This is a genomic window from Pectobacterium zantedeschiae, from assembly GCF_004137795.1.
GTDB lineage: Bacteria > Pseudomonadota > Gammaproteobacteria > Enterobacterales > Enterobacteriaceae > Pectobacterium > Pectobacterium zantedeschiae.
The window spans coordinates 63,375-80,740 of the sequence record NZ_NWTM01000004.1 but is presented as its reverse complement, the minus strand read 5'-3'; the positions used below and the strand labels follow the sequence as shown (position 1 = coordinate 80,740).

15 protein-coding genes are annotated in these 17,366 nt (G+C 53.5%); 6 read left to right on the top strand and 9 right to left on the bottom strand.

Going from position 1 to position 17,366, the window contains the following annotated elements:
- Positions 1-79: 79 nt before the first annotated feature.
- The 6 genes from uvrD to lptM all read right to left on the bottom strand — a co-directional run bounded on the left by uvrD (position 80) and on the right by lptM (position 5,743).
- Positions 80-2,242 carry a DNA helicase II gene (gene uvrD / locus CLR69_RS19080; RefSeq protein WP_129708758.1) on the bottom strand — a complete coding sequence of 721 codons (2,163 nt, stop codon included), beginning with the start codon at positions 2,240-2,242 and terminating at the stop codon, positions 80-82.
- A gap of 82 nt (positions 2,243-2,324) precedes the next feature.
- Entirely contained in the window at positions 2,325-3,041 is a 717-nt protein-coding gene (yigB, locus tag CLR69_RS19075) for a 5-amino-6-(5-phospho-D-ribitylamino)uracil phosphatase YigB (protein WP_131535026.1), read from the bottom strand.
- Positions 3,041-3,976 (bottom strand): tyrosine recombinase XerC, encoded by a 936-nt coding sequence (gene xerC / locus CLR69_RS19070; RefSeq protein WP_131535025.1) that lies wholly within the window; start codon positions 3,974-3,976, stop codon positions 3,041-3,043. The genes yigB and xerC overlap by 1 nt, the downstream gene beginning before the upstream one ends.
- Positions 3,973-4,677: a DUF484 domain-containing protein gene (locus tag CLR69_RS19065; protein ID WP_129708768.1), complete on the bottom strand. Its 705-nt coding sequence runs from the start codon at positions 4,675-4,677 to the stop codon at positions 3,973-3,975. Before CLR69_RS19065 ends, xerC begins: the two co-directional genes overlap by 4 nt.
- On the bottom strand, positions 4,674-5,498 hold the full coding sequence (gene dapF / locus CLR69_RS19060) for a diaminopimelate epimerase (protein WP_129708771.1): 825 nt from the start codon (positions 5,496-5,498) through the stop codon (positions 4,674-4,676). Before dapF ends, CLR69_RS19065 begins: the two co-directional genes overlap by 4 nt.
- Positions 5,499-5,575: 77 nt before the next feature.
- Positions 5,576-5,743: an LPS translocon maturation chaperone LptM gene (lptM, locus tag CLR69_RS19055; protein ID WP_131535024.1), complete on the bottom strand. Its 168-nt coding sequence runs from the start codon at positions 5,741-5,743 to the stop codon at positions 5,576-5,578.
- Positions 5,744-5,821: 78 nt separating this feature from the next.
- Here lptM and cyaY point away from each other — a divergent pair, with 78 nt between their 5' ends.
- Positions 5,822-6,142, top strand: a complete 321-nt coding sequence (gene cyaY / locus CLR69_RS19050) for an iron donor protein CyaY (protein WP_129708777.1) — start codon at positions 5,822-5,824, stop codon at positions 6,140-6,142.
- A gap of 37 nt (positions 6,143-6,179) precedes the next feature.
- Here cyaY and CLR69_RS19045 read toward each other — a convergent pair whose 3' ends face one another.
- Positions 6,180-7,352, bottom strand: a complete 1,173-nt coding sequence (locus CLR69_RS19045) for an MFS transporter (protein ID WP_131535023.1) — start codon at positions 7,350-7,352, stop codon at positions 6,180-6,182.
- A 48-nt stretch (positions 7,353-7,400) separates the two neighbouring features.
- A complete protein-coding gene (locus tag CLR69_RS19040) occupies positions 7,401-9,956 on the bottom strand; it encodes a class I adenylate cyclase (RefSeq protein ID WP_131535022.1) in 2,556 nt (851 codons plus the stop codon).
- Positions 9,957-10,414: 458 nt separating this feature from the next.
- Here CLR69_RS19040 and hemC point away from each other — a divergent pair, with 458 nt between their 5' ends.
- From hemC to hemY, 4 genes are read left to right on the top strand one after another with little or no spacing between them, the layout of a single operon-like run.
- Positions 10,415-11,356, top strand: a complete 942-nt coding sequence (gene hemC / locus CLR69_RS19035) for a hydroxymethylbilane synthase (protein ID WP_131535021.1) — start codon at positions 10,415-10,417, stop codon at positions 11,354-11,356.
- Positions 11,353-12,093 carry a uroporphyrinogen-III synthase gene (gene hemD / locus CLR69_RS19030; protein ID WP_131535020.1) on the top strand — a complete coding sequence of 247 codons (741 nt, stop codon included), beginning with the start codon at positions 11,353-11,355 and terminating at the stop codon, positions 12,091-12,093. The genes hemC and hemD overlap by 4 nt, the downstream gene beginning before the upstream one ends.
- Positions 12,094-12,116: 23 nt before the next feature.
- Positions 12,117-13,241: a uroporphyrinogen-III C-methyltransferase gene (hemX, locus tag CLR69_RS19025; RefSeq protein ID WP_131535019.1), complete on the top strand. Its 1,125-nt coding sequence runs from the start codon at positions 12,117-12,119 to the stop codon at positions 13,239-13,241.
- Positions 13,242-13,243: 2 nt separating this feature from the next.
- On the top strand, positions 13,244-14,437 hold the full coding sequence (gene hemY / locus CLR69_RS19020; RefSeq protein WP_129708795.1) for a protoheme IX biogenesis protein HemY: 1,194 nt from the start codon (positions 13,244-13,246) through the stop codon (positions 14,435-14,437).
- A 584-nt stretch (positions 14,438-15,021) separates the two neighbouring features.
- On the opposite strand, the gene CLR69_RS19015 is transcribed toward hemY, so the two are convergent.
- On the bottom strand, positions 15,022-15,672 hold the full coding sequence (locus CLR69_RS19015) for a GntR family transcriptional regulator (RefSeq protein WP_131535018.1): 651 nt from the start codon (positions 15,670-15,672) through the stop codon (positions 15,022-15,024).
- Between the two features lie 337 nt (positions 15,673-16,009).
- Here CLR69_RS19015 and CLR69_RS19010 point away from each other — a divergent pair, with 337 nt between their 5' ends.
- Positions 16,010-17,362, top strand: coding sequence for an MmgE/PrpD family protein (locus tag CLR69_RS19010; RefSeq protein WP_131535017.1), 1,353 nt, complete (start codon positions 16,010-16,012; stop codon positions 17,360-17,362).
- Positions 17,363-17,366: the final 4 nt, after the last annotated feature.

Genomic DNA, 17,366 nt, shown 5'->3' with positions numbered 1-17,366 from the left:
TATACCCATCACACTCCAGGCGGCATATGCATTAGCTGCGCGACTCGAATGATTTAGGGTATAGCTGAACGCGTGACGATCACACCGTTTCCAGTCTGGCATAGGCGGCAACCAGCCATTTAATACCCTGCCCCTGAAACGCGACCTGAAGACGGGCATGATCGCCGCTGCCTTCCAGATTCACGATAGTGCCTTCGCCGAATTTCGCATGGCGAACACGCTGCCCCAGTTTGTAGCCACTGTCATTTTGCGTTATCGGCGTGCCAAGACGTTGGTGATTAACCGGACGAGAGACGCTGGCGCGTAACCGTACTTCTTCAACGCACTCTTCTGGCAGTTCACCGACAAATCGGGAAGGCCGATGATAGGCTTCTTTGCCGTATAAACGGCGAGATTCGGCGTAGGTTATCGTCAGTTTTTCCATCGCACGCGTGACGCCAACGTAAGCCAGACGACGCTCTTCTTCCAGACGTCCGCCTTCATCCAGCGACATTTGGCTAGGGAACATGCCTTCTTCCATACCGACGATAAACACCTGCGGGAACTCCAATCCTTTCGCCGAGTGCAGCGTCATAAGCTGCACCGCGTCCTGATTAGCATCCGCCTGGCCTTCACCCGCTTCCAGTGCGGCATGCGACAAGAATGCCTGAAGCGGCATCAGATCCTGATCTTCTTCCTGATAGCTGAACTGGCGCGTAGCCGTCACCAGTTCCTCAAGGTTTTCTACCCGTGCCTGTCCTTTTTCGCCTTTTTCCTGCTCGTACATACTCCACAGGCCTGAATCTTTAATCGCCCGGTCGGTTTGCACATGCAGCGGCAGTTCAGCGGTTTCATAAGCCAGCGCATCAATCAATTCGATAAAGCGTTGCAGCGATGCCGCCGCACGTCCGGCCAGCACCTTCTCCTGCAACAGCGCACGTGTGGATTGCCACAGCGTCAGTTGACGATCTCGAGCCGTCTGGCGCACCACGTCGAGCGTGCGATCGCCAATGCCGCGCGTCGGCGTATTCACCACACGCTCGAACGCCGCATCGTCATTACGATTGGCGATCAGACGCAGATAAGACAGTGAATCTTTGATTTCCTGACGTTCGAAGAAGCGCATTCCACCGTAGATACGGTACGGCATACTCTGCTGCAACAGCGCCTCTTCCAGTACGCGCGACTGGGCGTTGCTCCGATACAGAATGGCGTTATCTTTCAGCGCACCACCATTTTCCTGCCAGGCTTTAATTCGGTTGACGACGTAGCGTGCTTCATCCAGTTCGTTGAACGCGCAATAAAGCGAAATGGGTTCACCCTCAACACCGTCCGTCCAGAGATTCTTGCCAAGCCGCCCGCCGTTGTGGGCAATCAGGGCATTCGCCGCTTTCAGGATGTTGCTGGTCGAACGATAGTTCTGCTCCAGGCGAATCGTCTCTGCGCCAGCGAAATCTTTCAGGAATAGCTGAATATTTTCGACCTGTGCCCCGCGCCAGCCGTAAATCGACTGATCGTCATCACCGACGATCATCACCTTAGCGCTGTCGCCCGCCAGCATACGAATCCAGGCATACTGAATACGGTTGGTATCCTGAAACTCGTCCACCAGAATATTGGTAAAACGCTCACGATAGTGGTTCAGCACATGCGGCTTGTTCAGCCACAGTTCATGCGCACGCAGCAACAATTCTGCGAAATCCACCAGCCCAGCGCGATCGCACGCTTCCTGATAAGCCTGATACACGCGCTGCCACGTTTGCTCGATAGGGTTGCCGTAACTTTCAATGTGCTGCGGACGTAAACCTTCGTCTTTCTTACCGTTGATGAACCACATCGCCTGACGCGGCGGCCACTGCTTCTCATCCAGATTCAGCGCTCGAATCAGCCGTTTCAACAGACGCAGCTGATCTTCGCTGTCCAGAATCTGGAAATCCTGTGGCAAATTGGCATCCATATGGTGCGCACGCAGCAGACGGTGCGCCAGCCCGTGGAAAGTGCCAATCCACATCCCTCCCTGACTGGTGCCGATCAGATGGTCAATACGATGACGCATCTCCGCCGCGGCTTTGTTGGTAAACGTCACCGCCATGATGGAATACGGCGAACAGTTTTCGACGGACAATAGCCAGGCAATGCGATGAACCAGTACCCGAGTCTTGCCGCTGCCTGCCCCCGCCAGCACCAATAAATTGCTGCGCGGCGCGGCTACTGCGTCACGCTGTTTGTCGTTGAGGCCATCGAGCAGATCAGAAACGTCCATAGGTACGGGTTATCCGGTGACGGGAAACGCCGCGCACATAAGAGGCATTTCCACTGGTGATTTATACAGATTAATGTTGTGATTATAGCAATGCCGACAGCGATGCCAACCGCGAAATTTCAATATGTGGCAGCAACCGGGCATCGCCAATCTGTGTCAGGCTGCCTTCGCGCAGGTTAATCCAGCAGGCCTGCATACCACAGCGGATCGACCCCGCGACATCGGTGGTGAGATCGTCGCCGACATGCAGGATCTCATGTAAAGGCAGGTTGAGTTTTTCCGCCGCCAGATGGTACATATCATCAAAGGGTTTGGCGCGGCCATGCGGACCCGCCCGCAGGATGAAAGAAAAATAACCTTCCAGACCAAACCGGTGCGGTTCGGCGTTGCCGTTGGTGATCGCCGCCAGCGGTACTTTTTCGGCTAATGCCGCCAACGTCTGGTGCGTCTCTTCCGTAATCGCAATTTGGCTACGCCAATGGGCAAAGTTTTCCATTGCGGCTTTTGCGCCATCTTTAGACTCTGCGGCACTCAGGCCACGCTCTAACATCGCCAGTTCAACCGCACGGCGACGCCATTCGGTGACGTCGTGATAGATGTCCGGCTCACGCTCCAACAAGGTCTGGCGTAAGTGTTGGAAATCATCCGCCTGAAAATCACGAAGCGCAGGATGGTACTCTTGCAGGAAGCGGATTGACTCTTGCCCCGTGCGTCGAATGACATCCGCGTTATCGTACAGCGTGTCATCCAGATCGAACGTGATCGCACGGATCGGGCCAAGAGATCGGTAAAAATGCATCAGGGTTTCCCTCGTTTGGCGCGTGGATGCGCAGCATCGTACACGGAGGCTAAATGTTGAAAATCAAGATGGGTATAAATCTGCGTTGTGGACAGGTTGGCATGACCGAGCAGCTCTTGAACCGCGCGTAAGTCACCGCTGGATTCCAGCATGTGCGTCGCAAAGGAGTGGCGCAGCTTGTGCGGGTGAACATGGCTATTAACGCCCTGCTTAACACCCCACTCGGCAAAACGCTTTTGCACGTTGCGCATCGAAATGCGCCGCCCTTGATTGGAGATAAATACGGCATCATCCTGTGGGCCAAACAGTTCACGCAGCGCCAACCAACGTTCCAGCCAGATTACCGCCGTTTTTCCTATCGGTAATTTGCGCTCTTTACTGCCTTTCCCCATCACCCAGACTTCACCGCTTGCCAGATCGATATGCTGATAATCCATACCAACCAGCTCTGCCAGACGCAGCCCCGCGCCGTACATCACTTCCAGCATTGTGCGATCGCGCACCGCAAGGGGATCGTCCAGATCGATCTCCAGCAGGCGGTTCATCTCATCCACATCCATATTCTTTGGTAATGGACGTCCGGCTCGCGGTGTGGATACCCCTTTAGCCGGGTTCGCTGTCAGCACACCGCGTGACACCATCCAGTCAAGAAAACTGCGCAATGCCGATAAACGTAGCGCCAGACTTCCTGAATGTAGCCCATCGCGCTTACTGCGGGACACCACGGAGCGCACGCCAGAGGCGTCCAGCTTGCGCCAGTCGGCGATACCCGCAGCGGAGAGGATCGTGATAACCGCAGATAATTGGCGCGAATAGCTGGTCAACGTCAACGGGCTTAACTGACGTTCTACTTTCAGATAGCGCAGGAACGCATCAACATCGGCTTGTAGAGGAGAAGAGAAAGAAGCCTCCGATGGTGCGGGCTGTCGACTCATACCCGCTCAACCCAGCGCGCCAGCATCGCAGGCAGCATCATGGCCATTTGCTGAAGCAGCACAGTTCCCATGCCATCCTGATAATGGTGGCTATCCCGGCTGCTAAAAATCAGTACACCTAAATCGTGATGATTTCCCATCAGCGATAGCGCGACCGACCCGACCTGTCTGGCCTGAGGTAGCAGAAGCAACAGCTCCGGCCCGTTCAGACTGCCAAGATAGTGGTTGTGCTGTCCGAAACGCTGGATGCGCAATGGCTCAAATGTGGAGCGGTTTAGCCCAAGGTGGGTAAAACCGGAAGGTGCGCCGATACGCCATTTGTCGCTAAACAGACGAACCGTTGCCCCTGCCAGGCCAAGCTGACGCGCCCAGCGCTGCAAGCGATCCAACATGTCTGTCAGGCTATCGGCGGATGCCAATTCAGTTTGTAACCCAAGCAGGCGATTAAACAGCACCTCGTTTGCGCCCGCTTGCTCCATCAACAGCGTGATTTCTTCCTCAAGCTGAGTAATGTGATTACGCTGGCGCGCCAGTTGCCATTCCACCAGCGACACGGTTCCCCTTACGGGGTGAGGAACGCGCATCTGCTCGACAGGACGCGCATTGCGGATAAAAAAATCAGGATTTTGTTGCAGGAACTGCAAAACCATCTCGTCACTGAGTGCGATCTCGCGTTCTGCCTGTTCCTCGACATTTTTCATAAATGAATAAATCCATCATAGACATGCGTTGCAGGCCCGGTCATGAATAACGGATGTCCCGGCCCATCCCACTGGATATCCAACTCTCCGCCCGGCAGCGATACGCGAACTTTCGCGGACAATAATCCCTGCTGGATCCCAACCGCCACGGCAGCACACGCGCCGCTACCACACGCCTGCGTTTCTCCCGCACCGCGTTCGTACACCCGCAGACGGACGGTATGGCTATCGACAATCTGCATAAAACCGATGTTGGCGCGCTCAGGAAAACGTTCGTGACTTTCCAGCAGCGGTCCTAGTGTTTCCACCTTCGCGGTTGTCACATCCTCAACCTGAATCACACAGTGCGGGTTGCCCATCGACACCACGCCACACAGTACCGTGTGCTCGTCGGCACGCATGATGTAGGTTTTCTCCGCTTTAACCGCGCGAAAAGGCACCTGTTGCGGCTCGAAATTCGGTTCGCCCATGTTGACGCGTACCAGTTCATCGTCGGTCACAGACAGCACCATCCGGCCAGTCTGCGTACTGACGGCGATATCACGCTTGTTGGTTAACCCTTTCAAGCGAACAAAGCGAGCAAAGCAGCGCGCACCATTACCGCACTGCGCCACTTCGCTACCATCCGCATTAAAAATACGGTAATGAAAATCCAGCTCAGGATCGTAGGGCGGCTCAACCACCAACAGTTGATCGAATCCCACGCCACAGTGCCGATCCGCCAAACGGCGAATCAATTCGGGTGAAAAATAAACGTTTTGCGTAACGGCATCAACAACCATGAAATCGTTGCCTAACCCGTGCATCTTAGCGAACTGCATTATCCTGACTCCCCCGCTTGCTTAACCGGGCGCGATAAACATCTACGTGACCTGTTATTTAGTATTACCGTCACACATTAAGGATGCATTGACGCTTTCTTTTGCGGCGGCTGGTTCTCATTTTGCTGAGTCGTTGACGCACCGGATTTACCATCGGCGGGTATATACAGCGGACCTTTCATACCACAGCCGAATAAACTCGCTACTGCTAACACCAGAAAAAACTGGCGAAATACGTTCTTCATCACGTTAATGACCTGTCATTAATACTCGTATGCTCTCTATAATCGCAGGTGGATCATGAAAATCAATAGGAATCGAAAATGAACGATAGCGAGTTCCACCAATTAGCCGACGAACTCATGCTTCAGTTGGAAGAAACATTGGATCGGTTTGAGGGTGATGCCGACATCGATTACGAAACCAACGGCGGTGTGATGACACTGAGTTTTGAGAACGGCAGCAAAATTGTGATAAACCGACAGGAACCGTTGCACCAAATATGGCTGGCAACCAAAGCAGGTGGCTATCACTTTACCCTTCAGGAAAAGCATTGGATATGCGATCGCAGCGGTGAGGATTTTATCGCGCTGCTGTCATCAGCCTGTTCGGCTCAGGCTGGGGAAACGGTCCACTTCGGGTAACGTCCACATTATCAACGGTATCGCGGCGCAGCGTACATCAGCGTCGTCCCAGAACGATCAGCGCCAGTACCATCAATAGCAGCATACCGATACCGACCATATTCACCAGCGGCCAGCCGCTGGCCAGCGCCATCAGGCTACCGGCAGACAACGAAGCCAACGCGTTAGGCACATATACCACCAGCGAGTTAATGCCTTGCAAACGGGATTTATGCACTGAATGGGTAAAGGCGTTCAGCATAAATGTCCCGCCGTTGAACATAAACGCCCATCCGACACCGAACAGCACCAGCGAAAAAAGGAAGTGCCAGAACGTTAAACCGCTCAGCGCTACCGCCACACCGGCAACGTTACACACCATGCCAATCGCCACGACCTGAGCGGGTGTCAGCCGCTTCGCCAACAGCACGAGCAGCAGCGCAGGGGCATACATCGCGACAAAATGCCATTGCAAAACCGTCGCACTATGGCTGACAGAAAAATGGTGCTGATGCATCGCCAGCGGCGCTGAGTTCATCAGCAGCGTCATCACCACGAATCCGACGGAACAGCTTGCCGTTCCTAACACGAACGCCCGATTTTTCAGGATCGCCACCAGTGGTTCACTGCGCTGAGCGCTGGCCGTAACCATCGGCATCGGGGGCAATTTGAGGCCAAGCAGCAGCAGTGACGTGACAACGCAGATGATCCCTGCGGCAAGAAAACTGCCGAGAAACGGATATGAGACCCAAAGCTGAGAAGCCTGGCTGGCCGCGAACGGGCCAAGGAAACCACCCAGCACACCGCCGCTGATCACCCATGATATCGCCCGATTTTTCTGCTGATTATCGGTAAAGATTTCGGCAGCCGCGAAGCGATAATACTGATTGAAAGCGCAGGACATCCCCAGAACAAATGTCGAAAAAACAAAGAGGAAAAAGCTGTGTAGCACAATCGCCAACGCCGCCAAAAGCGCGCCTACTAGCCCCAACAGCGTGCCGATAATGAATGCATTGCGCCTGCCATATTTCGTCATCAATGAGGAAACGGCGTAAATCATCAGCGCCGCGCCGCATACCGTCGCGGTAATCGGTAACGTAGTCAGCAGCGGAACGGGCGTCATCGATACCCCAACCAGCGTGGAACACAGCGTCATCAGGGAAATAAGACTGCCAGTCAGCCCTTGTCCGAGCGCCAGCAGTATCAGATTTCGGCGTTGCAACGAATCCATCAATACATCCTTTTCTGAATACGCTGAAAGCCGAGTGTCAGGAAGTGACTATAAGATTTGTAGCCGCTGCTTCATCGTCATCACCTCATCATCCACCACGGGCGTAATGCACAAATGAGAAAGCGCACTGCTGCGGAACGGAATCACCTGCGTGCGACCGTCCAACTGTACGATTTGGTAGAACTGCGGCAGGTTGAAATTGATAAAGCTAGAACCGTAGGTAAAGCGATCATGCGAAGACGAATAGAAACGGCTGACGTCGCGAACCAGTTCCTCTTTGCTGCCTTCACAGTGGTGGTATACCTCAACGCGATTCGACTCATCCAGAATGTAGATATTAAAACCCTGATTTTCAGTCAGGTCTTCAAAGAAGAATTGGATGATCCCTTCGCTGGCGACACCATCAACCACTGGCGGTAAATGGACATGATTGGTTTCAACCTGAACCGGCTGACCTTGCAGTTTGTTGTTGGAAATCGCGCCATAAAATTCGACTGCATTTTCCAGCTTCTGCACCGATACACTCAGCCGCTCAAAGAACAGCCCCCAGGTTTGGCCTGCTACTTTTACTGCTTTGAAGCGACCAGGCTCCTGACGCGTACTGGTCAGGCGCAGCTCAATACATTCGGAAACCAGCTGTTGTACGCGAGTACGAATCAGCCCGCGCAGATGCTGGCTATAGCAGAATACTTCCAGTGATTCTGGCAGCGCAGCATCCTGATGCATTTTGCCCAGAATAGTTTTTAGCGCTTCCAACACGGCCTGCTCACCGCTGAAATGCAGGGTACGCACTTCGTTCCACGAGTTGCGATACAGCAGATCGATACTACCAACCAGACACTGCTGCTGCTGACCGAAGCTGAACACATCCAGATGACGGAAATCGAAATGCACTACCTGATTACGGAAAGCTGCCGTCGGATCGTGTTCCAGATTGACGATAATTGCCAGATGACGAATTTCACACGGGCTGTACAACGCCTTCGGCGTCGGTGCAGGCAGGCGCAGCGGGAAATGGCTGGCAACATCGTCTACCAGCGCTTGCAAGCGCGTGATATCGCACAGCTCGTTACCTTTAATGTACAGACGCGTGCTTGGCGTCAGCAATCCATTAAAATATGCCCACGCCACCAGCTTGTTCAGATAGCGGTTATATTCCAGCGGCTGATGGCTGATGATCGCATCCATCGACGGTGCCTGATTGTACAGGTACCAGCCGGAACGGTTCGCGCGCCCAGGCGGAACATAAATAAAGGTTAAATTCGGCTCAGACAAATCGGGCGAAATTTGTGGGTTCAGCAGGGTAACTTTACCCGGCAGAGCTTCAAACGCAGCGTACAGCTTACGGGTCAACACACCGATATCCTGCGGGCTAGCGCTGACGCTTAAATTATTACGGCGGGCAAAGCGAATCAGGTTGCGATAAGTCTGCATCATCGCATCCAACAGCTCATTATGTGCTTCGCGTACCTGTTCGATTTTCCAGTTGGCGCGGTTGTCTAACATCGCCAGATGTTCGTCGCTCCAGCCCCACTCTTGTACCAGTTGACTCAGAATCTGGCGGCGCCAGCCAACGCAGGCTTGTTCTCTGGAGAGCTTTTCACAGACTTTTAAATAGAAACATCGACGTGCCAGATCGAGGCGCGTTGGGTCGTTGATCGCTGTTAGGTAGTGCGTTACGCGATCCAACATCATGCAGTAAGGATCAAGACCGAAAGAGACGATCTCGCCGTCATGCAGACGTTTTTTAATTTCGGTCGAAAGCAGGCTGGTATCCGGGTATTCCCAGGAATACGCTTCCAACAGCAGCGTTTTCAGTACTGCTTTATAAGGGGAGTCGATACTTTTATAGAGCTGCCAGAGGCTAGCGCCGAAATACTCTTCAGCAGACAGCGTACTTAAACCACCTAAATCCATCCACTCGTTCGGTGCCAGCGCCCCCTGCGAGTACAGCGACAGCACATATTCGTCGTAATGGGATTCTTCTTCGACTGGCACCATGTTCCACAGAATGCGTTTACCGGCCATACGTACTGCGGTCCGGTAGAATTCGTCGAGTAACAGGATATGCTGCATGGTGCCGCAGTCTTCACCGCTCAAGCTACCACTTTCGTTGTGGCGGAAACGGCTTTCATCCATCAGGAAGAAACTGACCTCAGCGCCCTGCGCGGCTGCCCACTGCTCCAGCAGCGTACATTTCTTCTGTAAGAGTTGGCGCTCTTCACTATCCAGCCAGGATTGGTGGCACACCCAGATATCGAGATCGGAGCTACAGCTCTGCCCGATAGACGAGGTGCTCCCCATTGAATAGATGCCGGTGATCGGCAGCTCGCCCTTCGGATGAGAACAATCAAACTGACCCCAGCGCAATGCGATGCCATCAAGGTACTGTTGTTGCTTTTCATCAGGCGTGTGGGTGCAGATACCATGAGGCACCTTGCCTTCAAGGTAGCCGGGCATCAACGGGTGATGATGATGTAATAAAATGGGCAGAAGACTGTAAACCTGCTGAAAAGCAGGCTTCATTGCTCCCAGAGCACGGTCAACACGCAGTTGGTTGATCGCATCCAGTCTTTGCTTCAAAGTCTCGATGTAGAAGTACAAGACGTTTCGCCTGATTTATCCCAGTGCCTAGAAAAACCCCGTGTTCCAAACTCGCCAATGATAAAATTAGAAGAATGTTTAGCGAATTATTGCTGGAAACGTGATCAATTTAACACCTTGCTGATTGGGCGTAAAGAAAGTAAAGAAAGTTAGACTTACCTATCTTGCTTTATTACGAATTTCTCTACCCGACTGCATCAGCACGGCTTCCTTACTCGTCATACTTCAAGTTACATGTGCGTTGGCTGCGTTCACTCACCCGAATCACTTACTTGTGTAAGCTCATCGGGACTCCTTCCCTTGCCGCCTTCCTGAAACTCGAATTATTTAGAGTATATCTAGATTTGCGGCACCCGAATTTCAGACCGTTTTAAAAGGCGCGCCGCTAATGCCCACAACCTGACACCAACGCACCATCAGTGATACGATGGCGGAAAATGATAAAAACGGTATCAAGCATGTTAGCCAATATTATTAGAATTGCCACCCGACAAAGCCCGCTAGCCCTATGGCAAGCACGATATGTTCAGCAGTGCTTGAACCATCTCTACCCCGATTTATCTGTGGAACTGGTACCGATGGTAACCCGCGGCGACATCATCCTGGATACGCCACTGGCAAAGGTCGGAGGTAAGGGATTGTTTGTTAAAGAGCTGGAGCTGGCACTGCTTGAAGGACGCGCTGATATCGCCGTCCACTCCATGAAAGATGTGCCTGTCGAATTTCCTGATGGCCTCGGACTGACCACCATTTGCGAACGTGACGACCCGCGCGATGCTTTTGTTTCCAACCGTTACGACAGTCTCGAACAATTACCGGAAGGCAGTTGTGTTGGTACATCCAGCCTGCGCCGCCAGTGCCAGTTACGTGCCCGACGCCCCGACCTGGTGATTCGTGATTTGCGCGGCAATGTTGGAACGCGTCTGGCAAAATTGGACAACGGCGAGTATGACGCCATTATTCTGGCTGTCGCTGGCCTGAAACGTCTCGGCCTTGAAGAACGTATCCGCTGTGCGTTGAGCCCAGAAGAGTCTCTGCCTGCCGTCGGACAAGGCGCTATCGGCATCGAATGCCGTTTAGATGACGACCGTATTCGCCAACTCCTTGCTCCACTCAATCACACCGATACCGCTGCCCGCGTACTGGCTGAACGTGCTATGAATGTACGTCTTGAAGGCGGCTGTCAGGTGCCGATTGGCAGCTACGCCGAACTGGAAGGCGATACGCTGTGGTTACGCGCACTGGTTGGCGCACCGGATGGCAGCCAAATGATCGTCGGCGAGCGGAAAGGTAGCATTTCAGACGCCGAACAAATCGGCATCGCACTGGCTGAAGAGTTGTTGGCAAAAGGGGCCAGCGCAATCCTTCAGGCCGTTTATCAAGGGTCAAGTTCATCATGACTATTCTGGTTACCCGTCCGTCACCAACTGGCGAACAACTGGTGACCCGTTTAAGAAAGCTCGGCTATCACGCCTGGCACAGCCCGTTGATCGAGTTTTCGCCTGGACGAGAACTTGCTGGCTTACCTGCGCAATTACAAGCACTACACGTTGACGATCTGGTGTTTGCGCTCTCACAACACGCGATTCATTACGCCGATCCGATGCTGGCACGCACGGGCACAAGCTGGCCTGCCCACCTCGCTTATTATGCTATTGGCCGTACTACGGCACTGGCATTGCATAAAATCAGCGCACACCCCGTTGCCTATCCACCCGAGCGTGAAACCAGCGAAACACTGTTACAACTCCCTGAACTGCAAGATGTTGCAGGGAAACGTGCACTATTATTGCGTGGCAACGGCGGAAGGGAACTGTTAGGAGAGACGCTAACCGAGCGAGGCGCACAGGTGACCTACTGCGAATGCTATCAGCGCAGAGACGTTCACTATGATGGGCCGGAGCAAAGCCGCCACTGGCAGCAAATAGGCATCGACAAACTGGTGATTACCAGCGGAGAAATGCTACAACGGATCTATACTTTAGTACCTGATTACTATCGGGCTTCCTGGTTACTTGGCTGCCAGTTGATCGTCGTCAGCGAACGACTGGCAGAACAGGCTCGTCAGCTTGGCTGGCACACGATCCAGGTGGCCGATAACGCCGATAACGATGCGCTTGTGCGCGCACTACAATAAACCTGATCATGGGATGTACCATTATGACGGAACACAATACCCCCACAGCTCCATCCGACGAGGTTGCTGAACGGGTTGAACCCGCGCATCAGCAGCAGGATCTCACACAACAACCCAAGCGCAGCGGTGTTGTGCTGGGGGCCATCGCCATCGTGATTGCGCTGGCAATAGGCGCGGGCTTGTATTACCACGGCCACCAGCAGGCACAGCGCGAAACCGCCTCGCTTCAACGTCTGGAATCACAGCTAAACGCTTTGCAGCAACAGCAAAAGCAGGAACAACAGCAATGGCTGGACGCTCAACAGCAGCAAAGCAAGGCACAGGACACGGCAGCACAGCGTCTTGAAGCGCTAACGCGTCAGTCAGACGAATTACGCGATAAGCTGGCGGCGCTTTCCAGCCATGACACCAATACCTGGCTGATCGCCCAGGCAGATTTTCTGGTGAAACTGGCGGGACGTAAGCTGTGGAGCGACAAAGATGTCACCACCGCAGGCGCATTATTGAAAAGCGCGGACGCAAGTCTCGCGGAAATGAACGATCCTAGCCTGATAGAAATCCGCCGCGCATTAACCAACGATATCGGTGCACTCGCAGGCGTTAGCCAAGTCGATTTTGACGGCATTATCCTGAAAGTGAACCAGCTTACCGACCAGTTGGACAACTTGCAGCTCGCCGACAATAACACCGATGAAACGCCAATGGATGCCAACAGCACGGAGCTGTCTGCCTCCTTGAGCGAGTGGCGCCAGAATCTGAGCAAAAGCTGGCACAATTTCATGGCTGATTTTATCACTATCCGCCGTCGGGATAGCGCTGCCGAACCGCTTCTGGCTCCGAATCAGGACGTCTATCTGCGTGAGAACATTCGTTCACGCCTGCTGGTTGCCGCACAGGCGATTCCTCGCCATCAGAATGAAGTGTACAAACAGTCGCTGGAAACGGCAGCAACCTGGGTTCGCGCTTACTTTGATACCACCGACCCCACGACGCAGGCCTTTTTGGATCAGCTTGATGCCTTAAGCCAGCAGTCGGTTTCACTGGATGTTCCCGCTGAGCTACAAAGTCAGGCGCTGTTGGAAAAACTGATGCAAACGCGCGTTCGTAACCTACTGGCTCAGGCGCCAGCCACACAGCAGGGAGAGTGAACATGCTGAAAGTCTTATTGCTGTTCCTGATCCTGATCGCAGGCGTGGTGATCGGCCCGATCGTCGCAGGTCACCAAGGCTACGTTCTGATCCAGACGGATAACTACGACATTCAAACCAGCGTGACGGGTCTGGTCATTATGCTGGTGCTATTTTTCCTCGCCTTCTTGGCGGTGGAATGGGTGCTGCGCCGAATCTTTCGAACCGGCTCCCGCACACGCGGATGGTTCCTCGGTCGCAAACGCAGCCGAGCCAGAAAACAGACCAAAGCCGCGCTGCTCAAGCTGGCCGAAGGTGATTATTTACAGGTAGAGAAACTGCTGACTCGCAACGCCGATCATGCCGAGCAGCCCGTGGTTAACTACCTTCTGGCAGCCGAAGCCGCCCAGCAGCGTGGTGACGAATTCCGCACCAAGCAATATCTGGAGCGCGCCGCCGAGGTTGCAGATACCGATCAGCTTCCGGTCGATATTACGCGCGTGCGCATTCAGCTAGCGCGCAACGAAGATCATGCAGCACGTCACGGCGTGGACAAATTGCTGGAAGTCGCACCTCGTCACCCTGAAGTGCTGCGTCTGGCTGAGCAGGCTTTTCTGCGTACCCAGGCCTACAGTGCGCTGCTGGATATTCTGCCAGCGATGCGCAAGATCAATCTGTACCCTGAAGCGCGTTTGCTGGACCTGCAACAACAGGCTTATATCGGCCTGATGAATCAGGCGATGGCAGATGGCGGCAGCGAAGGGCTGAAATCGTGGTGGAATAATCAGAGCCGCAAAGTGCGCCATGAAATCCCGCTTCAGATCGCGATGGCTGAGCATTTGATCGAGTGTGACGATCATGATACTGCCCAAAAGATCATTCTTGATGGCCTCAAACGTCAGTATGACGAGCGTTTGATCCTGCTGATGCCCCGCCTCAAAGCTGGCAACCCAGAACAGCTGGAAAAAATGCTACATCAGTACATCAAGCAGCATGGCGCAACGCCGCTATTAAGCAGCACATTAGGTCAACTGCTGATGAAACACGGCGAATGGCAACAGGCCAGCGATGCCTTCCGCACCGCATTAGAACTCCGCCCAGACGCTTATGATTATGCCTGGCGCGCCGACGCACTAGAGCGGCTGCATTTACCAGATGAAGCGGCACAAATGCGGCGCGAAGGGCTGTTACTCACGTTACAGCAACCAGCCAGCTAATCACTGCGTAATCCCTTTCATAAGGCTCCTTCTTGGAGCCTTACTTATTTTTATGCTTCGATCGCAGGCTGTACCGAGCATTTTCATCAGACGAAAAAAAACGCTTACCGATAAACGGTAAGCGTTGAAAATATCAGGTCTGTCAGACAACAGAATGGTGCCTCACTCAACGTTATGTCCGGAAAGCCCGATGGAGATTTGCATCTTCATCTGGAGTTGGACGATAGGCACCTCAAATTGGCTCTGCGTCATTCCCAGGATTATGAAGCCGAAGCAAACATAGAAGGTGGAATGAGCATCTACCCGCTCATTTAAGCATAAATTATGCCAACATGCATAATTTTATTGCCACAGCTTAGTTAATTCACTCTAACAGGCTAATAGTAAATACTATTTTTATTTTTTCATCGGAAGAACAGCACAGACACAATGGGGGATAAAAACGAGATCGAACTCACAAATCCTGTCGCCATTCAGAGACGAATTTATCAGATAAAATATTAATCATTATTAATCAATAAATTAAATGTCTCTTTTTTGCGACAGCAGATCACCCCAAGTGTCGTGTTTTTCCGACAGACTGGTTAAAGCTGTTGATTTAACATGCTTAACCGGGCGCGGTAGCCGTTACGAATATGCTGGCAGGCAGCGTCTTGTGCCGTGTCCTTATCACGCCGCACCAGTGCTTCCACAATAGCCTGGTGTTCACGTCGTGCTTCTTCGGTTCGTTCCGCCGACTCATAGGTGGTTCCACGCAGTAGCGACAGATGTATACGTAAATTCTCCAGCATCTCGTTCAGATACGGATTATGGGTCGCCCGATAAATCTGCCGATGAAAAAGGCGGTTGTGATCGTGCAGTTGCCGGCTGTCGGTGAGCGTTTTCTCCACGTTGACCATATCCTGCAACAGTTCCAGTTCTTCTGCCGAAGCAGAAGCCACAGCCAGTTCCATCGCCAGCCGCTCCAACCCTTCACGTACGGCGAAAAGCTGACGCAGCCGCTCATAGCTAATCTGCGCAATCATCAGCCCACGCTGAGGACCAGGTTCCACCAATCCCAACGCCTCCAGCCGATGCAACGCCTCACGAATCGGCGTGCGGCTGAGCCCAAACTGCTGCGCCAGCCGTGTTTCCTGCAAGCGTTCGCCTGGCAGCAGCTCCCCCTTCTCGATCGCATTAATCAGTATCTCAAACGGCGACAGCGCCATCTCTTTATCGTTAAGTGTTAAGTTCATAATCCCTTGATATGTGGTGTGACGGTGAAAATGGGTTCACACGCAGACGGGTAAAGCGCCTCACCTTTACGGTGATTCTCGCATTCACGCTGCGCCACGAATCGTCATGCGTTGAGAAAAATTCAAGTTTGCCCGACGCCCTGCCTTTAGCAAGATATCGCATCGCATATTTTGTGCTTAGCTTAGCGAAAAAGCGTCTTTGTCACTGCATGGGCGATTGAATATGCTTTTCGCCACACACTGTATACAAATGCATTCAACAAGACAAAACGCGAATCCCAAAAATGTTCGGCTCTGCTGGCAATGTCATCGCGTTTTCGCCTAAGGAGCCCCTACGATGTCTGCCACACCGACACTTCCTCGCGGTAACGCGCTTAGCCAGTTTATTCACACCGCCCCCACGATGACGATTCCCGATGCCGTCTGGTATGAAGCTAAACGGGCACTCATTGACTACCTCGGCGTCGCCATTGGCGCAGTAGGAGATAATGCCGCTAGCGCAGTTCAACGCGTGGCACAACGCTGGCAGGCCCAAGGTAACGCGCAAATCATTCTTGGTGCAAAAACCACACCAGCGCTGGCAGCACTCATCAACGGCACGCTTTCTCATGCAGCCGACTATGACGACACGCATCCTGCTGGCGCGGGGCATCCTAGCGGCCCTTGTTGGTCTACGGCGTTGGCAATGGCACAACACTACGGCGCAGATGAACGCACCACGCTTATTGCTTTCATCACTGGATTTGAAGTTATGGCCAGACTGGGCGGTGGCTGGGTGCCCGGCGTAGGCCGCAGCCTGCAACGTCGCGGTTTTCATCCGACGTCAATTGTCGGGCGCGCAGGAGCCGCCGCTGTCGCAGCTTCCATTCTACGCCTTGAGCCCAACGCCATTGCCAATGCGTTGGGTGCAGCCGCAACCATGATGGGGGGATTGCAGAAATCGTCCGGTACACACGGCAAACCGTTTCATGCGGGCAAAGCAGCAATGGACGGCATCACAGCAGCGGAACTGGCGGACGAAGGCTTTATCGCCGCTCATCACTTTTATGAAACCGATGGTTGGGTGAAAACCTTCGTGCAGGACAGTAGCGCCGTTATCCCGCCGCTCGATTTTGGCGACAGCTGGGAGCTATTGGGTAACGGCTACAAGCTGTATGCCAGCTGTCGGGGAACCCATGCGTCAATTGAAACGGCACTGAAGCTCTACCCACAGTTGAAAAGCCGCGTTATCACCCGTATTCATGCCAAAGTTCATCCGATGGGAATGGTGAATGCCGGGATCGCCAACCCGCAAAACCCGCTGGAGAGCAAATTCAGTATTCCGCACTGCATCGCGCTGGCACTGAGCGGCTACCGCCTCAACGATACAGACTTCACTCAGCACGCCGTTGACGACCCCGCGCCGCGCCAACTGCTGTCGCGCTTGCAGATCGATGCAGTAGAAGGGCAATCGGCCAGTTCCGCGTTTATCGACATCGAACTGGAAGACGGAGAAAAACTACACGCGGAAACCGACGTGTATCGCGGTCATCCGCAAAACCCGCTGACCGACGCCGAACTGCGCGCCAAGTTTGACGCCCTGACCCTTCCTGTATTAGGGGAAGTCCGTAGCGATCGGCTCTATCAGGCGGCTTTCCACTTTGAGCAGCCTGGTTCGCTTGCCGTTCTCACCGGGCTATTAGCCGGCTAACGCG

Bases quoted from the DNA above. Each gene is read 5' to 3' on its own strand.
- dapF (WP_129708771.1), bottom strand. From the start codon at position 5,498: ATGCAGTTCGCTAAGATGCACGGGTTAGGCAACGATTTCATGGTTGTT.
- lptM (WP_131535024.1), bottom strand. From the start codon at position 5,743: ATGAAGAACGTATTTCGCCAGTTTTTTCTGGTGTTAGCAGTAGCGAGT.
- xerC (WP_131535025.1), bottom strand. From the start codon at position 3,976: ATGAGTCGACAGCCCGCACCATCGGAGGCTTCTTTCTCTTCTCCTCTA.
- CLR69_RS19045 (WP_131535023.1), bottom strand. From the start codon at position 7,352: ATGGATTCGTTGCAACGCCGAAATCTGATACTGCTGGCGCTCGGACAA.
- uvrD (WP_129708758.1), bottom strand. From the start codon at position 2,242: ATGGACGTTTCTGATCTGCTCGATGGCCTCAACGACAAACAGCGTGAC.
- CLR69_RS19015 (WP_131535018.1), bottom strand. From the start codon at position 15,672: ATGAACTTAACACTTAACGATAAAGAGATGGCGCTGTCGCCGTTTGAG.
- hemD (WP_131535020.1), top strand. From the start codon at position 11,353: ATGACTATTCTGGTTACCCGTCCGTCACCAACTGGCGAACAACTGGTG.
- cyaY (WP_129708777.1), top strand. From the start codon at position 5,822: ATGAACGATAGCGAGTTCCACCAATTAGCCGACGAACTCATGCTTCAG.
- yigB (WP_131535026.1), bottom strand. From the start codon at position 3,041: ATGCATTTTTACCGATCTCTTGGCCCGATCCGTGCGATCACGTTCGAT.
- CLR69_RS19010 (WP_131535017.1), top strand. From the start codon at position 16,010: ATGTCTGCCACACCGACACTTCCTCGCGGTAACGCGCTTAGCCAGTTT.
- hemX (WP_131535019.1), top strand. From the start codon at position 12,117: ATGACGGAACACAATACCCCCACAGCTCCATCCGACGAGGTTGCTGAA.
- hemY (WP_129708795.1), top strand. From the start codon at position 13,244: ATGCTGAAAGTCTTATTGCTGTTCCTGATCCTGATCGCAGGCGTGGTG.
- CLR69_RS19065 (WP_129708768.1), bottom strand. From the start codon at position 4,677: ATGAAAAATGTCGAGGAACAGGCAGAACGCGAGATCGCACTCAGTGAC.
- hemC (WP_131535021.1), top strand. From the start codon at position 10,415: ATGTTAGCCAATATTATTAGAATTGCCACCCGACAAAGCCCGCTAGCC.